Below are 20,834 nucleotides of genomic sequence, written 5' to 3'. Positions count from 1 at the left end.
GTCTCCTCCTGTTTTTTGTATCTTGTTGACAAAAATAAACTGTAATGATAATATAAAAATGCAATACACACACTTCGAAAACGTATGGATACAATAATAGGAGGGATTTAAAGATGAAAATTCCATTTATAATGACTCCGGGACCAACACAGGTTCATGAAGATGTGAGAAAGGCTATGGCAGAAAATATAACTAATCCAGATTTAGATGTGAATTTCTTCGAGTACTATAGAGAAACTTGTGATAAAATTAAGAAACTATTAAATACTAAAGAAGATGTACTTATATTGAGTGGAGAAGGAATATTGGGCTTGGAAGCAGCTTGTGCCTCTCTTATAGAACCTGGAGATAGGGTTCTTTGTATTGAAAATGGTATATTTGGAAGAGGTTTTGGAGATTTTGTTAAAATCTATGGAGGAGAAGTAGTTTATTTTGAAGGAGATAGAAGAAGAGCCATTGATGTAGAAAAATTAAAAAAATTTCTAGAAAATAACCATGATTTTAAATTAGCTACAGTAGTTTATTGTGAAACTCCTTCAGGAATTACCAATCCTGTAGATAAGATATGTCCATTGCTTAAAGAATATGGAATAGTTTCTGTGGTAGATGCAGTGTCGGCAATAGGAGGAGAACCAGTAGAAGTAGACAAATGGCAAATGGATATAGTATTGGGAGGAAGTCAAAAATGTATATCTGCACCTCCAGGATTAACTATTTTGAGCATAAGCGAAAAAGCCTATGAAATCATGCTCAATAGGCATACTCCAATTGCTTCTTTTTATTGTAATCTGTCAATATGGAAGAATTGGTATGAGGAAAAATGGTTTCCTTATACTCAACCAATAAGTGATATATATGGGTTAAATTGTGCAGTAGATAGAATTTCAGGGAAAAATGATTATGTAGAAAGACACAAGAAAATTGGAGAAGCTGTGAGAACTGCTATACTAAAATCTGGTTTGAAACTTTATCCTTTAGATGGATATTCAAGTACAGTTACAACTATGTTGGTTCCTGAAGGAGTATTGTTTAAAGATATATACAACTCCATGATAGAAGAACATAATATAATGATTGCAGGAGCATTTGATTTTCTAAAAGATAAAGTTATAAGAATAGGTCATATGGGAGAGAATTGTTATGAAGAAAAATTATATATCACATTAAAGGCTTTGGATGAAACTATTAAGAAACTAGGAGTAGAAGTAGAAGGCAGTTTGCATAAGCATTTTGTAGATGAAATTTAAGACATGCGCTGGGGACGGTTATTTTTGCATCAAATGACCCTTCTTCTTCAGGCAAATCTTTTACTAATTCTAGTTTTCTAAAGATGCAATTGTCTTACTTCTCTATATTTCCTATTCTCAAGCATTTCTTTTACTTTCTCTACGCTACTTTGATTTTCATTTGACAGATCTTCATTGTTTTCTATTTTCATAAGTATTCTGTCCAATTCCTCATATTCAATTCCAAGGGCAAATTCATCGGTGATTCCTGGTGCAATATCAGGACTGGGTTTCTTGTCAATTATTTTTTGAGGAATATTTAATTTTCTTGCAAGTTCAAATACTTCAGTTTTATATAGATGCCTTATTGGCTCAATATCACAGGCTTCATCTCCCCATTTTGTATAAAATCCAGTCATTTCTTCGGTTTTGTTGGTACATCCAGCTACAGCATATCCTCTCTTTTCAGCTTCAAAGTATAGCGTTATTGTTCTGATTCTTGGTTTTGCTCTGTAATATGCAAGGCTTTCAGAAAAACTTTTATCTCCTTGAGTAGTCAAGTCCTGTATAAAAGGATTTTCTTGAGAAGTCCATACATTTTTAGAATATCTATTTTGAATGGCCTTTGGGAAAGGAAAAGCAGGAGGCTTTAAAGAATAAACCCCTATTTTTCTTATGACTCCAGTCAAGTCAATTATTTTATATTCGATTCCAATATAATCACATACAAGAATTGCATCTTCAACTGTATCTTTGGCAGTGTCCCTTTCAGGAAGTATCAAACCCAAAACTTTGTCTCTTCCCAATGAGTCTTTAAGTAGTTTTCCTACTACAGCAGAATCAATTCCTCCGCTGATTCCCACAACAACACCTTTATACTTATATTTTTCTATATTATCCGCTATAAATTTTTTTATCTCTTCCATTTCACCCAACTCCTAAATTAGATTTAATTTCCAAATATATTATACTACATTTTCTATTGATGATAATATATTTTGTTTATCATTATTTATATTATGTGTAATAATTGATTTAAAAGAAGCAAAATAAAATTTTTACAGAATAGTAGTTTACAAAATGCTGTTTATAGATTTAGTGTTTTTGTATGAAATTAAAATATAGAGAACCATATTCGATTGTTATCCATCTAATAAGTGTAATACTTAGCTAAGTAAAAGAGGAGTAGGAGGATAAAATGGAACTGACATCATTTTCAAAACGTAGAAGGAACACAGAAGTATATAAAGCAAAGAAAGGAGATAATGAAGCGTTTTTAGCACTTATAGATCAAAATAGATTAAACATTTATAGAGTGGCTAGGGGAATTTTAAAAAATGAAGAAGATGTAAAAGATGCCATTCAAAATACATTGATGAAAGCATTTCAAAATATTCATACTTTAGAAAAAGATGAGTATTTTAAAACTTGGTTGATAAGAATTTTAATCAATGAGTGCAATGAAATATTGAGGAAAAACAAAAGAAATATTTCTTTAGATGAGAATATTGGGGATATAGGTGAAAAATATACTGATGATTATGAAAATATGGATTTAGTTAGAGCAATAAATTCATTAGATGAGGAATTACGAATATTGATTACATTATTCTATTTTGAAGATATTTCGGTTAGAGATATATCAGAGATTTTAAATATTTCAAAAGGGACAGTTAAATCAAGACTTAGTAGAGCTAGATTGAAACTAAGAAAAATATTAGGGGAGGATTATTAATTATGACGAATAATGATGAATTATTTGATGCTAAGATGAAAGAAAAATTTAAGAAAGAACTAAATAAAATACCAGAAGATATTAATGAAGAATTTGACAATATCTTAAGTACTATCAAAAATAAGGGGGACGAAAATATGAAAAGGACAGTTAAGATGAGAAAAACAGGAATCATAGCTGCATCTATATTATGTGCATTGACAATAACTATGCAAACAGCTTTTGCACAAGAATTAGTAGACAAAATTATTAAATCTTTATCTTTAAGCAATATAACAATATTTGAAAACCAAGATATTAAATGGAAGGATCAAGAACTACCTGAAGCAGCCAAAGGAAAAGTATTTGATAAAGATGGGAATGTAATAGAAAAGATTACATTAGCTAATAAAGATGAAATGTATAATGAAAATGGAGAAAAAGTTTTTGGCGTAGATTCTGATGGAACATTGATAACAGAAGCAGTACAAAAAGAAAATATGGAGAAAAATGCAGAAGAGAATCCAGTTGATGATGTAATCGTTAAAGATCCTAAGAAATTAAATGGATATACTTGTTTTGATGTAAAGTTACCAACTTATTTGCCAGAAGGATTTGAATTTGATTATGCTGAGTTTTATAAAGAAGACAATGGAGAGATTTTTGATGGAGGGTGCGGTGTATATTATATAAATAACAAAACAGAAGAACCAATATCTATATTTCAAACTTATATATGTGAAGAATCATCCAGTGAAACCTTTTTTAACAATGTCGAAAAAGTAAAGGTAAATGGTAAAGAAGCTATTGTAGGAGATGAGGGAATTGTTTGGGAAGCAAATGATGTAAGATACTTAATGTACACTAGTTTTGGGAAAAACGAAAATATAAAAATTGCTGAATCAATTAAATAAATAATTTTGAAGGTGGCAATGAGAGTGTTTGTTTGCCACCTTTTACATTTTTATTATGTGCAATAATTGACTTAAAAGAAGGAAAATATAAAGAAATGTAGAAATTCTTCATTAGTTAAATAGAATGGAGGAAAATTTATGGACAAAAATAAAAATTACCATTTTGATACTAAAACAATACATGGTGGAAGTTCGGGAAAAAATCCAAACAATGCTCTAAATCCACCAATATTTCAAACATCAACTTTTGTATTTGACGATATAGAACATGTAGAGAAGGTAATGAGTTTTCAGTCAGATGATTATGTATATACTAGGGGAAACAATCCAACGCTAAGATTGTTTGAAAATAGAATGGTTGAGTTGGAATTTGGAGCTGGAGCTGTAGCTTTTGCATCGGGAATGGCAGCTATTAGTTCAGTTTTGTTTTCTCTTTTAAAACCAGATGACAAAGTCATAGTTCATAGGACTCTTTATGGTTCAAGCTACAATGTAGTTACCAATATTTTGCCTCAATATAATGTGGAATATAAAATGGTGGATCTCGGGAAATTGGAAGAATTAAAAGCTTCCATAGATGAAAACACAAAGGTTATATATTTTGAAACTCCATCCAATCCCAATTTATCAATTATAGACATAAAAGGGGTAGTGGAAATAGCAAAGGAGAGAAGTATAAAAGTAGTTGTAGACAATACTTTTGCTTCTCCATATTTCCAAAATCCACTACTGTTGGGAGCGGATGTGGTAGTTCATAGTGCTACAAAATACATATGTGGTCATGGAGATGTAGTAGGTGGAGTTGCAATAGCTAAAGATGCAGACTATATAAATTATTTAAAATTTGATTATATGTGTGAATTTGGTGGAGTCATGAGTCCTTTCAATGCATGGTTACTTTTGAGAGGACTTAAAACCCTTGGGGTTAGAATGAGGCAACATGAAGAAAATGCAATGAAAGTAGCAAATTTTCTCCAGTCTCACAAAAAGGTAAAGAAAGTTATGTATCCTGGTATTGAAAGTTTTGGGGGTCATGAAATAGCTAAAAAACAGATGAATGGATTTGGAGCCATGATAAGCTTCGAAATAGATGGTGGAATGGAAGAAGCCAAAAAATTTGTGGAAAACTTGAAATTGGCTCAGTTGGCAGTTAGTTTGGGAGATTGCGAAACATTAGTGGAATTTCCAGCAGCCATGACTCATAGAGGATACCCTCATGAAAAGTTGATAGAATTTGGACTTACAGAAAGCATGATTAGAATATCCGTTGGTCTTGAGGATTATAGAGATATAATAGAAGATTTAGAACAAGCTTTGGAAAGGTAGCAAGGTGACAAACAAAGAAGTCCTTTGATCTTAAAGATCAAAGGACTTTATATGCACCTATTCTACAGGAGCTATCAAATATTCTCCATCTATGAAATTAATGACTATATAGGATTCATCGTCAAATTCATAGATTAATCCGCCATTTTCTTCTGCCTCAAATTCTAATATGGAAAGGGTATCTATATATTCATCCAATTCTTCTTCAGTTTCACAATCATCTGGATAGATTCCCATATACTCTAAAAATTTGATGGATTTTTTCCTTAAAATGCTTTGCGAAATCATAAAATCACCTCTTAAATCTTTGTATTCATTTAATACAATCATACCCTGATTGCTGGAAATTAAAATATAAGTTAAGCTATATTTTATAATGAATGATGTATAAATGTAAAGGGTTTTATGAAAATAGTTTTTAAAAAAGATTTACAATTGTCCAAGATATATATACAATTATCATGGAGGTAATTTTAATGAAAATATATATTCTTGATAAGATATTAGAATACAAAAATGAAAAAAAGTATATAGACAATATATTTGAGGATGTAGACAATATACTTTCAGATGAAAAATATGCTCTAAGTCATTTGGAGGTTGATGGGAAACATATCTATGAGGATTTTTATGATTATTTCAATGAAAATATTTATGATATAAAGGAAGTAAAAGTTTTCACTAAAACTCCAAGGGAATTGGCAAAAGATCTGATTGTATATATTATAGAGACTATGGAAGAGTATGTCCCTAAAATTCAAGTGTTAGCTAATGAATTTTACAATGATGCTACAGAGGGGACTTGGGCAAAGCTTGTGGATTTGTTCGAAAAAATAAAATGGATATTAGATGCCACTGAAACATTAGATGCTGACAATGAACTTAAATATATAGTTAATGATTATGAATTGTGGAATTTATATATAAAAGACACATATGAGCTGAGGGAGATAATGGTGGATTTTCAAGATATATTGGCTAGCGATGATTTAAATTTTGTTCCAGAGATACTTTATGGTGAAATAGCTCCATTATTTGAAGATATGAAGGAAAAATTGGAGTTTTTAGTGAATAGAGAATTGGATATGAGTTTGCTCAACTAAAATTATTCATAGGAGTTGATTTTATGATACCTTTGTGTGTAGCAGAAATTAAGGGAAACGAGTGGAAATATATAGAGGAATGTTTAAACAACAATGCAGTTGGCGGAATAGGAAGTTTTGTAGATAGATTTGAAAAGGATTTTAAAAAATTTGTAGGGGCAAATAGGGGAGTAGTTACTCCCAATGGGACTAGTGCTCTTCACTTGGCTTTGAGAGTTTTAGGAATAAAAGAAGGGGATGAGGTTATAGTACCATCTCTTACATATATAGCTACAGTGAATCCTATAAAATATGTAGGGGCAGAGCCTGTATTTGTAGATGTATGCAGAGATACTTTTTCCATGGATGTAAAAAAGGTAGAAGAACTCATAACTCCAAGGACTAAGGCTATTATGCCAGTCCATCTATATGGCCATCCTGTAGATATGGATAGTTTAATGGAATTGGCAAGTAAGTACAATTTGTATGTAATAGAAGATGCTACAGAAGGATTGGGTTCTTTGTACAAGGGAAATTCTATAGGAAGTATTGGGCATATGGGATGTTTTAGTTTTAATGCAAATAAACTTATGACTACTGGTGGTGGAGGAATGTTAGTCACCAATGATGTGGAATTGGGAAAAAAAGCCAAGTTTTTATCAACTCAAGCTAGAGTATTCCATGAAAACAATGGATTTAGCTATACGGATATAGGATACAATTTTAGGCTCCCCAATATAAATGCTAGTATGGGCTGTGCTCAATTGGAAAATTTAGATGAGTTTATATTGAAAAAAAGAGAACATAGAAAATATTATGATGAGTTTTTAAAGGATGTAAATGGGATAACACTTCCTGTAGAAAAGGAGTGGGCAAAAAATGTGTTTTGGCTATATTCTATAGTAGTGGAAGATGATTTTAGAATGAGTAGAGATGAACTTATAAAAGCTTTTTCTGAAAATGATATTGAGACTAGACCATTTTTTGAACCAGTTCATGAGATGATACCATATAAAAACTGTAGACACGGAGATTTAACCGTCACAGAAGAATTGGGCAAAAGAGGTATAAATTTGCCAAGTTCAGTAGGACTAAAAAAGGAAGAAATAGAGAAAGTGTGCGAAATTATAATAGGATAGCATGGTGGCAAACAAAACGTCCCCATGCCACCAAAGGAGTGTGAAAATTGTGATTTTTCCGGAGAAGTTGAGAAAAGGTGATAGAATTGCTATTGTAGCACCCTCTTCTCCTGTATCAAAAGAAAAAGCAGATGCTTGCAAAAAACTTGTTGAGGATATGGGATACAAGGTAAAAATGGGAAAATGTACTTATCTGTCTATTCACGGTTATTCTGCAGGTACTGGAGAAGAAAGAGCAAAAGAAATAAATGAGATGTTTGCTGACAAAAGGGTAAAAGCCATCTGGTGCATAAGAGGTGGAGATACCAGTTCTCATACAATGGATAAACTGGATTTTGATTTGATAGCTGCAAATCCTAAAATATTTGTTGGATACAGTGATATTACAAATCTAAATGTAAACTTCAATCAAAAATGTGGCATGGTAGTTTTCCATGGACCTATGGTTGAATCTGATATGCTCAACAATTTTGATGATTTTACAAAAATAAGTTTTGAGAAGGCTTTAAATATGGAAGATGAATTGATATTTGAAAATCCATCTGGAGAAGATTTTAAAACTATGGTAGAAGGTTCTAGCAAGGGAATCATTGTAGGTGGCAATTTGGCATTGCTTACTTCTATGATTGGTACTCCCTATGAGGTGGATACGAAGGGGAAAATACTTTTTATTGAAGATGTAAATGAAAGCGTAGAAAGACTTGATAGAATGATGTATCAGTTGAAATACTCAGGGAAATTAGAGGATGCAAAAGGAATAATATTTGGTGAATTTACAAATTGTACAAATAAATCGGACGAGAATTATACAACGGAAGAAATGCTAAAAGATGTTTTGAGAGGATATAAAAAGCCTGTAATGTACAATATAAAGTCAGGACATTGCCATCCTATGGCGACAATCCCACTGGGGACAATGTGTACTATGGATACAAAGACCAAGACAATTAAGCTTTCAAGATAGCCTCCACGGGGACGTTTCGCTTGGCTGGTCGATTACCGTCCCGATGGTGATTATGACAGATAAATCTAAAAAATTATTAGGGGTGAAATTAGATGGGAAAAATATTAGGAGCTTATGTTTCTCCACATCCTCCTATAATCGTTGAGGAAATTGGGAGAGGGGAGGAAAAATTAGCAAGAGAAACTCTTGATGGAGTTAAAAAGATGGCACTAGACATTAAAGAGGAAAGTCCATCTACAATAATACTTGTGACTCCTCATGGGCCTTTGTTTAGTGATGCAATTGCTATTTCTTATGAGAAAACTCTTACGGGCAGTTTTTGGAATTTTGGCAGATCTGATTTAGAATTTACATTTCAAAATAATAAATCTCTTGTTGAAGATATAGCAAATAGAGCGGAAAAAGAAGATATCCTAATGGCTAAAGTGGATAAAAACTTTTCATCTATGTATGGTGATGTGGATTTTCATGTAGATCATGGAGCATTAGTTCCACTATATTTTGTCAATAAAGAATATAGGGATTATAAATTGGTTCATATAACCTATGGACTTTTGTCTCCAACTGAACTCTACAGATTTGGTACTCTTGTTCAAGAAGCAGTTTTAGCGTCAGATGAAAGAGTTGTGTTTATAGCAAGTGGAGATCTATCCCACAGATTAAATAAAAGTGCTCCATCTGGTTATAGTCCTAAGGGAAGAGTGTTTGATAGAAAGATAGTTGAATTTCTCAAAAATAGTGATTTTGAAGGAATAGCAAATTTTGATTTGGAATTGGCCGAAGGGGCTGGTGAATGTGGACTAAGATCTTTTATAATTATGTCGGGATTTTTAGATGGATTTAAGAAGAAAACAGAAGTTTATTCCTATGAAGGTCCCTTTGGAGTAGGATACTGTACAGCTAAGGTGTCATTATCTGAAGGAGGAGAAGAGTATAGATTGTTGGATAATATAGAAATGGCAAAAAAAGAAGAAATAAATAATATAAGAGAAAAAGAAGATGAATATGTAAGATTAGCTAGAAAGAGTTTAGAATACTATCTAAAGTACGGAGAAATAATGGATGTTCCTAAAAACTTAAATGAGGAACTTTTAGAGAATAGAAGTGGGGTATTTGTATCATTAAAAGAGGACTCTATGCTAAGAGGATGCATTGGCACTATAGAACCCACCAAAGAAAATATAGCTATGGAGATAATTAGAAATGCAGTGAGTGCTGGAGTTGAGGATCCAAGATTTTTGCCAGTAGAAGAAAGTGAATTAGACAAAATCGTATATTCAGTAGATGTACTAAGAAAACCAGAAAACATTGATTCCATAGAAGAACTTGATGTAAAAAAATATGGCGTTATCGTCAGCAAAGGTATGAGAAGGGGTCTTCTTCTTCCAAATCTGGAAGGCATAGAAACTCCAGAAGAACAGGTAAATATAGCTTTAAAGAAGGCAGGAATAAGCCCTGATGAAAGCTATAGTATGGAGAGATTTAAAGTAGAAAGACATATATAGTAGGTGAGTTGAAATGAAACTTAAAGAAGCTTTATATTATACTCCATTAGAGGACAATAAGGTAAAATGCAGCTTATGTCCTCATGGATGTATTATAGAGGACAAAGATGTTGGGATATGCAAAGCAAGAAAAAATGAAGGCGGAAAACTATATACATTGAATTATGGAAAGATAACATCCTATGCTTTTGACCCGATAGAAAAAAAGCCTTTGTATCATTTTTGTCCGGGTAGCAAAATTTTTTCAATTGGCAGTTTTGGATGCAATTTAAAATGTGAGTTCTGTCAAAATTGGGAGATAGCTCATGAAGAACCAGTATCTATTGAAATTCAAGATGAAGATTTGTTAAGTCTTGCAAAATCCCGCGGTTCCATAGGTATTGCCTACACATACAATGAGCCTTCCATTTGGTATGAATATGTACTGTATATGTCTAAAATGGTAAAAAAGCAGAGACTAAAAAATGCATTAGTTACTAATGGATATATTGAGAAAGAGCCTTTAGAGGAAATTTTACCGTATATAGATGCTATGAATATAGATTTGAAATCTTTTGATGAAAGATATTACAATAGATTGTGCAAAGGTAAACTCTCATCAGTTTTGGATACAATAGAAATAAGTAGAAAATCTACTTGGGTGGAAATTACAACCCTTATAATAGAAGGAGAAAATGATTCTTTGGATGAAATACAAAAGCTTTCCAAATGGATTTCAGAAATAGATGAAGATATTCCTCTTCATTTGACTAGATATCATCCAGCATATAAAATGTCCAAACCACCAACAAGCTATGATGTTCTTACAAAGGCTAAAGATATAGCTAGAGAATATTTGAATTATGTGTACATAGGGAATGTGTGGGGAATTGATTTAAATACCTACTGTCCAAATTGCAACAACAAAATAGTTGATAGAGATTTATCTGGAAAAATAGTTGGGATAAACAATGGGAAATGTACTAAGTGCGGAGAAGAGATAAAGATAGTATATTAAGAGGAAAGCCACGAGAAGCCAACTACAGGGAAGGTAAATGACCAGCCAAACGAAACGTCCCCGTGGCGGTCTCGTGGCTGGTTATTTTTATGTTCAAGATGGGCTGACAATAGAATTATGTATAAACCCTTGAATGTAAAGGCTATAGTGAAAAATGGCTGTAAATATGTCTTGAAGTTAAATAAAGGCAAGCTCTAAATTTAGAGCTTGTTACTTTTTTGACACTAAAATACAATACTATAAAATTAAGATAAGGATTATTAGATTCGAAATTTTCAAAAAATGGGGGGAGTATTATGGCAAAGTATAAAGATTCCTATGATGCAATCATCATTGGAGCTAGTCTTGGCGGACTTTCTGCTGGCCTTCAAATGGGTATGGCTGGGAAAAAGGTTCTCATACTTGAGCAGCACAATTTGCCTGGTGGATTAGCTACAAGTTTTGTCAGGGGGCCTTATGAATTTGAGGCGACTCTTCATGAATTGCAAAGTGTAGGAACAGAACAACATCCAAGAAAGGTAAGAACATTTATGGATGAAGCTGGAGTAGATGTAGAATGGCTACAAGTACCAGAGGCATATAGACTTATTTTACCTAATGAAAATATTGATGTAGTGATGCCTTATGGTATAGAAAATATGATAGATGTAGTTGAGAAGGAAGTACCAGGAACTAGAGAAAAAATGACGGAACTTATGAGAGTTTGCAAAGAAGTAACAGATAGTATAAATTATTTTGGTGAAATTGGTGGAGCAGATAAATTAAGCAAAAAGGAATTACTAAAGCAACATGAATCTTTTGTAAAAACTACAGGATATAGTGCACAAGAAGTTATAGATACTTTTGATCTTCCTGAAAGGGCAATTCACATTATTTCGCCTTACTGGATTTATGTAGGGGTACCATTAAGTAGACTTTCATTTACAGTATGGGCTTATTTGATGGCAGATTATTTTGAAGGTGGAGCTGTAGTTTGTAGAAACAATTCTCATGCTCTAAGTGTAGCAGCGGATAAGAGAGTTAGAGAATTGGGTGGACAAATTGAATATAGGACTAGGGTTGATAAGATATTGGTTGAAGATAACAAAGTAGTTGGAGTGAGAACTGCTTCTGGAGATGTGATAAAGTCAGATTATGTTGTTTCTGGTTCTTATCCAAACAAGGTATATACAAGCATGATTGAGCCGCTGGATGCAGTTCCAAAGGAAGCTATAAAGCTTACCAATGCAAGAAATATAGGAGTGACTGCTTTTGTTGTATATCTTGCACTTAGAGGAACTCCTGAAGAATTGAAATTGCCTGATTATAGTTATTTTGTTGGAAGCACTATGGATACAGATGAAATATGGGAAAATTACAAGACCATAGATCCACCAAAATATATAACTACTATAATTTTAAACAATGCAGCTAAGGATTGTTTCCCTGAAGGTATAACAGAGATGAGTATTACTTGTTTACCTAAGCCCGATGGCTGGTTAGATGTGAAACCAGAAGAATATCATGATGTAAAGAGAAGAATGGCTAAGTCTATGATTAAGATGATGGGAGATTCTATAGGAGTTAATTTGTTTGAACATATTGAAGAAGTGGAAATAGCCGCTCCTCCTACTATAGCTAGATATACTGGTTCTTGGAATGGTTCAGTATATGGATATGAACATCAGGTATGGGATTCTATAGTAGCGAGAATGTCTACAGAGAGAGAAGAAAGATATATAAAAGGATTGGAATTTGCAGGAGCTCATGCTTCTATAGGCAATGGGTATGCACCAAATATTACCTCTGGAAGAAAAGCTGCTGGTGAAATATTAAAAGATATGAGGAAAAGGGGGGAATAGATGATGGTAAAGGTTAGAGGATTTTTCAAGGATATAAAGGGTACTGGAAGAATAATTGAAATGAGAAAAGCTCAAATTGCCAAGGCACCTTCTATACCTATGGGTCATGATCCAATAAAAGAACTTGCCAACAAACTACATCCAAGTGAATTGCATTTAAAAGTAGATAGTATAGTAGATGAAACCCCTTCTACAAAGACTTATAGATTTGTAAAAAATGAAGGGCCTGATATTCCTTATTTTCAGGCAGGACAATATATTAGCTTTAAATTGAATATAGGAGATTCTTTTGTCACAAGACCATATACCATATCTTCATCTCCATATGAAACTTTGGGCAAAAATCCATATGTAGAAGTGACTATGAAGGTAAAACCAGGAGGACTTGTGTCGGAGTATATCTTTGAAAATTGGAAGGTAGGGACTTTAGTTACAGCTAATATGCCATTGGGACATTTCTATTATGAACCTTTAAGAGATGCTAAAAATGTAGTCGCTATGGCTGGAGGTTCTGGAATTACACCTTTTAAATCTATGGCTAAAGAAATAGTCAATGGAAAATTAGATATGAATTTGACTATACTTTATGGAAGTAGATTTAAAAATGATATTATCTTTTATGAAGAACTAGAAGAATTGGCAAAGAAGAGCAAAGGCAAAGTAAAAGTTGTAAATATATTGAGTGATGAAGAAAATTGGGATGGGGAAAAAGGATTTATAAATGCAGAAGTCATCAAAAAATATTCTGATCCTAAAAACACCACATATTATGTATGTGGTCCAGGAGCTATGTACAACTTTATAGATAAAGAAATAGCAAAACTTGGCATTCCAGAAAAGAGATATAGAAAAGAGGTATGTGGAGAAGATCCTGATATATATAGAATGGCAGACTTCCCTGAAAAGGCTAAAAACAAAACTTATAAGATAAAAGTAAATATGGGATGTGAAAGTGTAGAAATACCTGCAAATTCTAGAGAAACTGTATTAGTAGCCCTAGAAAGAGCTGGAATCAAGCAGGATTCCAACTGTAGATCCGGGGAATGTGGTTTTTGCAGATCTAAGCTTGAAAAGGGAAATGTATATGTAAACAAAAAGAATGATGGTAGAAGAAGTGCAGACAAAGAGTACGGATATTTCCACCCATGTTCTTCTTATCCTATATCTGATTTGGAAATAAGAGTTTTTATTTCTTAAATTAAATATTTGAAAACAAAGGCTTTGAAAATTTCAAAGCCTTTGTTTTTTGATATTCTATGTTGATTTAGTTTGGTTAAAATGATATTCTATGTATAGAAAACGTTTACTATAGACTGATACCATCATTTATGAGGGGGCTGAGAAATGTCAAAATTAAGAGATTGGGACAATTTGGAGGTTTTACATCGTAATAGATTAGATAGCAGGGCATATTTTACTTCTTATAAAGATGTAGATTCTGCCCTTAATTTAAAAAATAAAAATAGAAAGGGACTCAAACTTCTGAATGGTATGTGGAAGTTTCACTATTCCAGTACTCCAGAAGAGTCTCCGCAGAATTTCTATGAGAAAGATTTTGATTCAAGAGATTGGGATGATATTAGAGTTCCTGGGAACTGGCAGCTGCAAGGATATGGTTATCCTCATTATACAGATTTGATATATCCATTTCCTGTTGATCCTCCAAGAGTGCCATCGGAAAATCCTACTGGTTGTTATAGAAGAAATTTTTATGTACCTGAAGATTGGAATGGTCTGCAAGTCATTCTTAGATTTGAAGGAGTAGACAGTGGATTTCATCTATGGATAAATGGCAAGGAAGTAGGATATAGTCAGGGAAGCAGAATGCCTTCAGAGTTTGATATAACTCCATACATAAATATCGGTGAAAATCTTTTAGCTGTAAGAGTATATCAGTGGACGGATGGCAGTTATTTAGAAGATCAGGATATGTGGTGGTTAAGCGGTATATTTAGAGATGTATCCCTTATTGCCAGGGAAAAGGTTCATGTTGAAGACTTTTTTGTAAAGACTCAGCTTGATGAAAATTATGAAGATGGAATACTAAATATAGAAACTAAATTGGCCAATGTGGATTCTATAGAGTATAGAGATTGCAAGCTTCGATATATCTTGTTTGATGAGAATTTGTCAAAAGTTGGAGAAACAGCTATAGATTTAGATTTGTCTTTTCAATGTGAGAAAACAGTGTCAATAGATATACCAGTAAATAAGCCTTGCAAGTGGTCTGCAGAATCTCCATATTTGTACAATTTGCTTATGATACTTGAAGATTTAAAAGGAAATATTTTAGAAGTTGTGCCTTCAAAGATAGGTTTTAGGACTGTGGAAGTTAAGGATGGAAATTTTCTTGTAAACGGTGTACCCATAATGCTAAAGGGAGTTAATCGCCATGAAATACATACTGATTTAGGAAGAGCTGTACCTTTTCACTCTATGGAACAAGATGTAATACTAATGAAAAAACACAATATAAATGCTGTTCGTACTTCTCATTATCCAAATCATCCAAGATTTTATGAACTTTGTGATAAGTATGGGCTATATGTAATAGATGAGGCTGATTTGGAATGTCATGGATTTGAGCTAATGGGAGACATCAGTCAAATAAGCAAAGATCCAGCATGGGAGAAGGCCTATATTGATAGAATAGAGAGAATGGTTGAAAGGGACAAAAATCACCCTTCTATCATAATGTGGTCCTTGGGCAATGAATCAGGTTTTGGCTCGAATTTCAAGGCAATGACAAATTGGTGTCATGATAGGGACTATACTAGATTAGTTCATTATGAAGGAGATTTTGACGTAGAAGTAGCAGATGTGGTGAGTACTATGTATTCTTCTCATGAAAAGATGGAGGAGTATGGGAAAAAAGAAAATATGGATAAACCCCATATTCTCTGTGAATATGCCCATGCCATGGGAAATGGGCCAGGAGGGCTTAAAGAGTATTGGGATATTTTCTATAAGTACAAGAGACTCCAAGGTGGATTTGTGTGGGAATGGGTTGACCATGGTATTAGGAGATATACAGAGGATGGCAGAGAATATTTTGCCTATGGTGGAGATTTTGGAGATGAACCCAACAATTCAAATTTTTGCTGTGATGGACTGTTAAGACCAGATAGAACTCCTACACCAGGATTAGTCCAATACAAGAAGATAATTGAACCTGTAAAGGTGGAAGAGATCGATTTAAGCAAAGGGCAAGTAAAGGTTAAAAACATATATGATTTTATATCCTTGGACCATTTGAATTTAGCTTGGAATATTTCAGGGGATGGAAAAGTACTTCAAAGTGGAATATTTAATATGCCTCGTATTGAAGCTCATGAAAGCAAAGTAGTTACAATACCTTTTGATTTCGAGAAAAAATATAATTTAAGTACGGATTTGTGGCTAAATATTGAATTTGTTTTAGCTGTAGATACTCCTTGGGCAAATAAAGGTCATGTAGTTGCTTGGGAACAATTTAAACTTTCTTCGGAATATAAATTACCTGTTTTAAATATAGAATCTATTCCTAATGTAGATGTAAAAGAAGACTATAAATTTATATATGTAAAAGGTTGCAATTTTAATTTGATATTTAACAAGCTGAAAGGTCAAATATGTGGTTGGAATTATGAAGGAGTAGATATTCTAAAGGAAGGGCCTAAGTTGAATCTCTGGAGAGCTCCTATAGACAATGATATGTATATGATTAAACATTGGAAGGAGAAGGGAATTCATCAGGTACAACACAGAATTGATAATGTAGAGATGAATATAGATGATAAACAGGCAATTGTAAATATAAAAACTTTTATTTCGCCACCAAATGGAGATTGGGCTTTAGAATGCAGATATATTTACAAGATATATGGCAGTGGTCATGTGGAACTATCTATAAAGGGAAATCCAAAGGGAAAACTTCCAGAATCCTTTCCAAAGATTGGGCTGCAGATGAAATTGCCTAAATATATGTCAAGAGTTAAATGGTATGGAAGGGGACCAGGGGAATCTTATATTGACAGCAAGGAAGCTAATCCTTTTAATATATATAATAGCACCGTAGATGAATTATATACTCCTTATGTATATCCTCAGGACAATGGGAATAGAACTGATGTAAAATGGGTTTCTTTTACTGACGAAAGAGGGATGGGTTTTTCCGTTATTGCTGAAGAAAATCTTAATTTTAGTGCTCATTATTATACTACAGAGGATATAGAAAAAGCTAAACACCTATCAGATCTCAACAAAAGAGATTTTATCACATTAAATATTGATTATAAGCATCATGGTCTTGGCAGCAATAGCTGTGGACCAGTTCCACTACCACAACATAGACTTAAAGCTAAAGAATTTCGATTTAATACTAGATGGGAACCCTATTCTAGGGGTGATGTAGATGGAATTTGATATAAGGGAAATACCTTTTAGTTCTTATGGTTCAACTTTTTCTATATCCTATATTGAAAATATAAATGGTATAGAAGATGGATTATATATAAGAAATGTAAAAGGCGGAGACAATTTCATAAGTCGACTTTTTAGATTGGATTTAGTTGAAAATGGAGAGATAGTTTCTTTTAAGACTAGTTTCAAACCTACTTTATTCAAACTAGAGAGCTCAAAAGGATTTGTAGAATTTTGTATATATGAGAATATGGTGCGTATTCGCGGAGAGAATACAAGTTTAAGATTGACCGTGGATACAAAGGCCTATGACAATGCTATACCAGTTGGTAAGAAACAGTGGGAAGTCAATAGTTATGAAGAACAGATAAAGCTTTTGCTTACATCCTTAGAGGGAGAGCTTGTTGTAGATGCACCTTGGAATATAGTTAAATCAGAATATATTGTGGCAAATTTCTTATGTAATGAAAACAATAGATTTGATGCTCTAATTGAGGCCTATGAGACGGTTTGGAAAGAAAAAGAATATGATAGTTTTGAAAATTGTCATGAAAAAATAAAGAAAAGCTATGATGCTTGGATGGACAGTATAGTTGAAGTTTCAGATGAAATAGAAAAGGGAAGACAATTGGCAGGATACTTTACTTGGTCATGTGTTGTAAATCCAAAGGGAAAGCTTACCCGACGAGCTATATATATGTCTAAAAATTATATGTCAAATATATGGAGTTGGGACAATTGTTTTAATGCCATGGCTCTTATAAACAGATATCCAGAATTAGCTTGGGATCAAATAATGATATTTTTTGACAATCAAGATGAAAGTGGTTTGATTCCTGACTATATAAATGATGCCTTTGCAAGTTGGAGTTGTACTAAACCTCCTATACATGGTTGGGCCATTGATTGGATGATGAAGAAAAGTGATTTTATTACCCAAAAGAAGATGGAAGAAGTCTATGAGCCTTTAGTCAATTGGACTAATTGGTGGTTTAAATATCGTGATTATGACAAGGATGGAATACCAGCATATAATCATGGAAATGACTGTGGCTGGGACAATTCTACGGTTTTTAATGAAAGACCACCTATTAAAAGTCCAGATCTTTTAAGCTATTTAGTGATTCAAATGGATGTATTGTCTACGTTAGCTAAAAATATTGGCAAAAAAGAAGAAGCACTATATTGGAAAGATAGAGCTTCCAAATTGCTAGATAAGTTAATAGATTATTTTTATGATGGAGAAAAATTTGTTGCCAAATTGGCTGGGAGCAATAAGAACATTGAGTCCAATAGTTTGCTACTTTATATGCCTATTGTTCTTGGAGATAGACTTCCTGTGGATATAGCTGAAAAATTGGTAGAGGATTTAAAGGAAAAAGGTAAATTCCACACTGAATATGGATTGGCAACGGAAAGAATAGATAGTCCCCTTTATAAAGAAAAAGGCTATTGGAGGGGTCCTATTTGGGCACCTACAACTATGCTTATTGTTGATGGATTGTACAATATGGGTGAATTAGACTTTGCTCGTGAAATTGCTTGGAAATTTTGTAGAATGGCTTCTCAAGGAGGAATGACTGAAAATTACAATGCTCTCACAGGCGAAGGCCTTGAAGAAAATGCTTTTACTATGACATCGGCAGTTTTTCTTATATTGGCAATGGAATTTTTTAAGTAGATGAGGTGATATGTAATGGGAGCTACTATACATGATGTGGCAAAGAGGGCAGGAGTTTCTATTGCTACTGTATCTCGTGCAATAAATAACAATTATCCTGTAAAGGCGGAAACTAGAGAAAAAATACAAAAGGCCATTGAGGAATTGGGATATGTACCAAATGAAATAGCACGAAGTTTAATACTTAAAACCACATCTAGTGTGGGAATAGTCGTACCAGGGCTTACCAATCTTTTCTTTCCAACAATAGTTGAAAAAATAAATAAAACTTTGGTGAATAGTGGATTTACAATGTTTTTATATAGTACAGAAGGTAATCCTATTATGGAAAAGAATGTGATAGATAATATTATTTCAAGGAATATGGATGGAATAATAGCTATTGATCCTTCAATGGAAAATTTGGATAATGGGTATTTCGAAGATTTATCAAAGAAAATTCCCACTATTGTTATCAATGGAAATACTAACAAGTACAAAGGAAATTTTATTTCTTATGATGAGGAAGTAGGAACTAGGGAAGCTTTTCAGTATTTATTAGAATTAGGACATAGTGAAATTGTATTTGTCCGTGGAGATAGAAGTTTATCTTATGATTTAAAGGAAAAGGTATATAGGCAATTTGTAAAAGATAACAATCTTAAGTATGAAAAAATAATGTCTTTAGGGAATGGTAATAGTTTGCAGGTAGTTGAAAAAGCAGAAAGGATATTTGAGGAAAATTTAAATTCTAAAAATATGGGTACAGCTGTTTTTGCTTGTAATGACTTAATGGCAATAGGAGTGATAAATGCTTGTAATCGACTTAAAATCAGAGTTCCTCAAGATATTTCTGTGATTGGATGTGACAATACACTGCTTTCAAATATTAATCATCCAAAGATTACAACAATAGATTTAAAAATAGAGGAAATAGGGGGAATGGCAGCTGTAGAGATCATTGATATGATAGAGAAAAAATCCATTGTGAATAAAAAAATTGTCTATGATACGGAATTAGTTATTAGGGATAGTTGTAGTGAGAAAAAATAAAGTAGGAGGGATAATATGGCGGAACTTAGATGGAATCCACTATTGAGAGATTGGACAATGGTGGCTTCTCATAGACAAGATAGACCTGAAATGCCTAAAGATTGGTGCCCTTTTTGTCCTGGATCAGGAAAAGTTCCAGAAGATTATGATGTGTATAAGTATGACAATGATTTTCCTGCACTTTGTCAAAAACCAATGGAACCAGATGAGATAGGGAGCGATTTTTATAGTACAAGGCCTGCTTATGGGAAATGTGAAGTAGTATTGTATTCTCCTAAACATGATGCATTGATATGGCAATTAGATTTAAATCATTTGAGAAAACTTGTAGATTTATGGTGTGAAAGGTATATAGAGCTTTCTAAAGATGAAAAAATTAAATATATTTTCCCATTTGAAAATAGAGGAAAAGAAGTAGGAGTGAGTATGCCTCATCCCCATGGTCAAATATATGGATATTCATTTGTGCCTTTAAAATTGCAATTGGAATTAAACTCCTGCAAAGATTATTATATAGAAAATAATGAATGCTTAATATGCAGAATGAATATGGAAGAAGAAAAATTTCAAGAAAGAATAATCATGGAAAATGAAGATTTCCTATGTTATATTCCTTTTTTTACTGATTATCCCTTTGGAGCATTTATAGTTTCTAAAGTCCATAAGAGTAAAATCATTGATTTTACAGAAAGAGAAAAGAACAATTTTGCCAAGATTTTAAGAGATTTGACAGGTACATTTGATGCCCTTTATGATAGACCATTTCCTTATATGATGGCAATTCATCAAGCACCTGTAAATTCACCAGAGTATGGAGATTGTGATAAATATTTTCACTTTCATGTAGAATTTTATCCGCCTTTAAGATCTTCAGATAGAATAAAATACAATGCATCTTCTGAAACTGGAGCTTGGGCCAATTGCAATCCAAGAAGAGTAGAAGATACTGCTTTGGAGCTTAAAAAAGCATATGAAAAATTTTCAAATAAGAATATTCACAGATTAAAATGAG

Annotated in this window: 17 protein-coding genes; 15 read left to right on the top strand and 2 right to left on the bottom strand. The window is 33.0% G+C overall.

The genetic code is table 11. The features are described from left to right. Positions 1 to 113 precede the first annotated feature (113 nt). Positions 114 to 1,247: a pyridoxal-phosphate-dependent aminotransferase family protein gene (locus tag BUA21_RS00935; RefSeq protein WP_072742655.1), complete on the top strand. Its 1,134-nt coding sequence runs from the start codon at positions 114 to 116 to the stop codon at positions 1,245 to 1,247. A gap of 77 nt (positions 1,248 to 1,324) precedes the next feature. On the opposite strand, the gene nadE is transcribed toward BUA21_RS00935, so the two are convergent. Next, positions 1,325 to 2,152: an NAD(+) synthase gene (nadE, locus tag BUA21_RS00930; protein WP_072742654.1), complete on the bottom strand. Its 828-nt coding sequence runs from the start codon at positions 2,150 to 2,152 to the stop codon at positions 1,325 to 1,327. Between the two features lie 272 nt (positions 2,153 to 2,424). Between nadE and BUA21_RS00925 the strand changes: the two genes are divergently transcribed. The 3 genes from BUA21_RS00925 to BUA21_RS00915 all read left to right on the top strand — a co-directional run bounded on the left by BUA21_RS00925 (position 2,425) and on the right by BUA21_RS00915 (position 5,180). Continuing rightward, complete coding sequence (locus BUA21_RS00925) at positions 2,425 to 2,961, top strand: RNA polymerase sigma factor (protein ID WP_072742653.1); 537 nt, start codon at positions 2,425 to 2,427, stop codon at positions 2,959 to 2,961. Between the two features lie 2 nt (positions 2,962 to 2,963). Then, positions 2,964 to 3,854, top strand: coding sequence for a DUF4367 domain-containing protein (locus BUA21_RS00920; RefSeq protein WP_072742652.1), 891 nt, complete (start codon positions 2,964 to 2,966; stop codon positions 3,852 to 3,854). Between the two features lie 138 nt (positions 3,855 to 3,992). Then, positions 3,993 to 5,180, top strand: a complete 1,188-nt coding sequence (locus BUA21_RS00915) for a trans-sulfuration enzyme family protein (protein ID WP_072742651.1) — start codon at positions 3,993 to 3,995, stop codon at positions 5,178 to 5,180. 57 nt (positions 5,181 to 5,237) lie between these two features. On the opposite strand, the gene BUA21_RS00910 is transcribed toward BUA21_RS00915, so the two are convergent. Next, positions 5,238 to 5,468, bottom strand: a complete 231-nt coding sequence (locus BUA21_RS00910; protein WP_072742650.1) for a hypothetical protein — start codon at positions 5,466 to 5,468, stop codon at positions 5,238 to 5,240. A gap of 188 nt (positions 5,469 to 5,656) precedes the next feature. Here BUA21_RS00910 and BUA21_RS00905 point away from each other — a divergent pair, with 188 nt between their 5' ends. From BUA21_RS00905 to galT, 11 genes are all read left to right on the top strand, one after another. After that, the gene (locus BUA21_RS00905; protein ID WP_072742649.1) at positions 5,657 to 6,283 is read left to right on the top strand and encodes a hypothetical protein; all 627 of its coding nucleotides are present in this window, start codon (positions 5,657 to 5,659) and stop codon (positions 6,281 to 6,283) included. 23 nt (positions 6,284 to 6,306) lie between these two features. Continuing rightward, the gene (locus BUA21_RS00900) at positions 6,307 to 7,401 is read left to right on the top strand and encodes an aminotransferase class I/II-fold pyridoxal phosphate-dependent enzyme (RefSeq protein WP_072742648.1); all 1,095 of its coding nucleotides are present in this window, start codon (positions 6,307 to 6,309) and stop codon (positions 7,399 to 7,401) included. A 49-nt stretch (positions 7,402 to 7,450) separates the two neighbouring features. After that, positions 7,451 to 8,365 carry a S66 peptidase family protein gene (locus tag BUA21_RS00895; RefSeq protein ID WP_072742647.1) on the top strand — a complete coding sequence of 305 codons (915 nt, stop codon included), beginning with the start codon at positions 7,451 to 7,453 and terminating at the stop codon, positions 8,363 to 8,365. 92 nt (positions 8,366 to 8,457) lie between these two features. Beyond that, positions 8,458 to 9,870, top strand: a complete 1,413-nt coding sequence (gene amrA / locus BUA21_RS00890; protein WP_072742646.1) for an AmmeMemoRadiSam system protein A — start codon at positions 8,458 to 8,460, stop codon at positions 9,868 to 9,870. A 13-nt stretch (positions 9,871 to 9,883) separates the two neighbouring features. Further along, positions 9,884 to 10,867 (top strand): AmmeMemoRadiSam system radical SAM enzyme, encoded by a 984-nt coding sequence (amrS, locus tag BUA21_RS00885; protein ID WP_072742645.1) that lies wholly within the window; start codon positions 9,884 to 9,886, stop codon positions 10,865 to 10,867. Between the two features lie 296 nt (positions 10,868 to 11,163). Beyond that, complete coding sequence (locus tag BUA21_RS00880) at positions 11,164 to 12,708, top strand: phytoene desaturase family protein (RefSeq protein ID WP_072742644.1); 1,545 nt, start codon at positions 11,164 to 11,166, stop codon at positions 12,706 to 12,708. Next, a complete protein-coding gene (locus BUA21_RS00875; protein WP_084604078.1) occupies positions 12,709 to 13,905 on the top strand; it encodes an iron-sulfur cluster-binding domain-containing protein in 1,197 nt (398 codons plus the stop codon). 147 nt (positions 13,906 to 14,052) lie between these two features. Beyond that, a complete protein-coding gene (gene ebgA / locus BUA21_RS00870; protein ID WP_072742643.1) occupies positions 14,053 to 17,112 on the top strand; it encodes a beta-galactosidase subunit alpha in 3,060 nt (1,019 codons plus the stop codon). Next, entirely contained in the window at positions 17,102 to 18,790 is a 1,689-nt protein-coding gene (locus BUA21_RS00865) for an amylo-alpha-1,6-glucosidase (RefSeq protein ID WP_072742642.1), read from the top strand. Before ebgA ends, BUA21_RS00865 begins: the two co-directional genes overlap by 11 nt. Before the next feature lie 15 nt (positions 18,791 to 18,805). Beyond that, positions 18,806 to 19,822: a LacI family DNA-binding transcriptional regulator gene (locus BUA21_RS00860; protein ID WP_072742641.1), complete on the top strand. Its 1,017-nt coding sequence runs from the start codon at positions 18,806 to 18,808 to the stop codon at positions 19,820 to 19,822. A 15-nt stretch (positions 19,823 to 19,837) separates the two neighbouring features. Beyond that, positions 19,838 to 20,833 (top strand): galactose-1-phosphate uridylyltransferase, encoded by a 996-nt coding sequence (galT, locus tag BUA21_RS00855; RefSeq protein ID WP_072742640.1) that lies wholly within the window; start codon positions 19,838 to 19,840, stop codon positions 20,831 to 20,833. Position 20,834: the final 1 nt, after the last annotated feature.

This window comes from Sporanaerobacter acetigenes DSM 13106 (genome assembly GCF_900130025.1).
GTDB lineage: Bacteria > Bacillota > Clostridia > Tissierellales > Sporanaerobacteraceae > Sporanaerobacter > Sporanaerobacter acetigenes.
The sequence above is the reverse complement of the archived record's forward strand: the minus strand, read 5'-3'. Positions and strand labels throughout refer to the sequence as shown.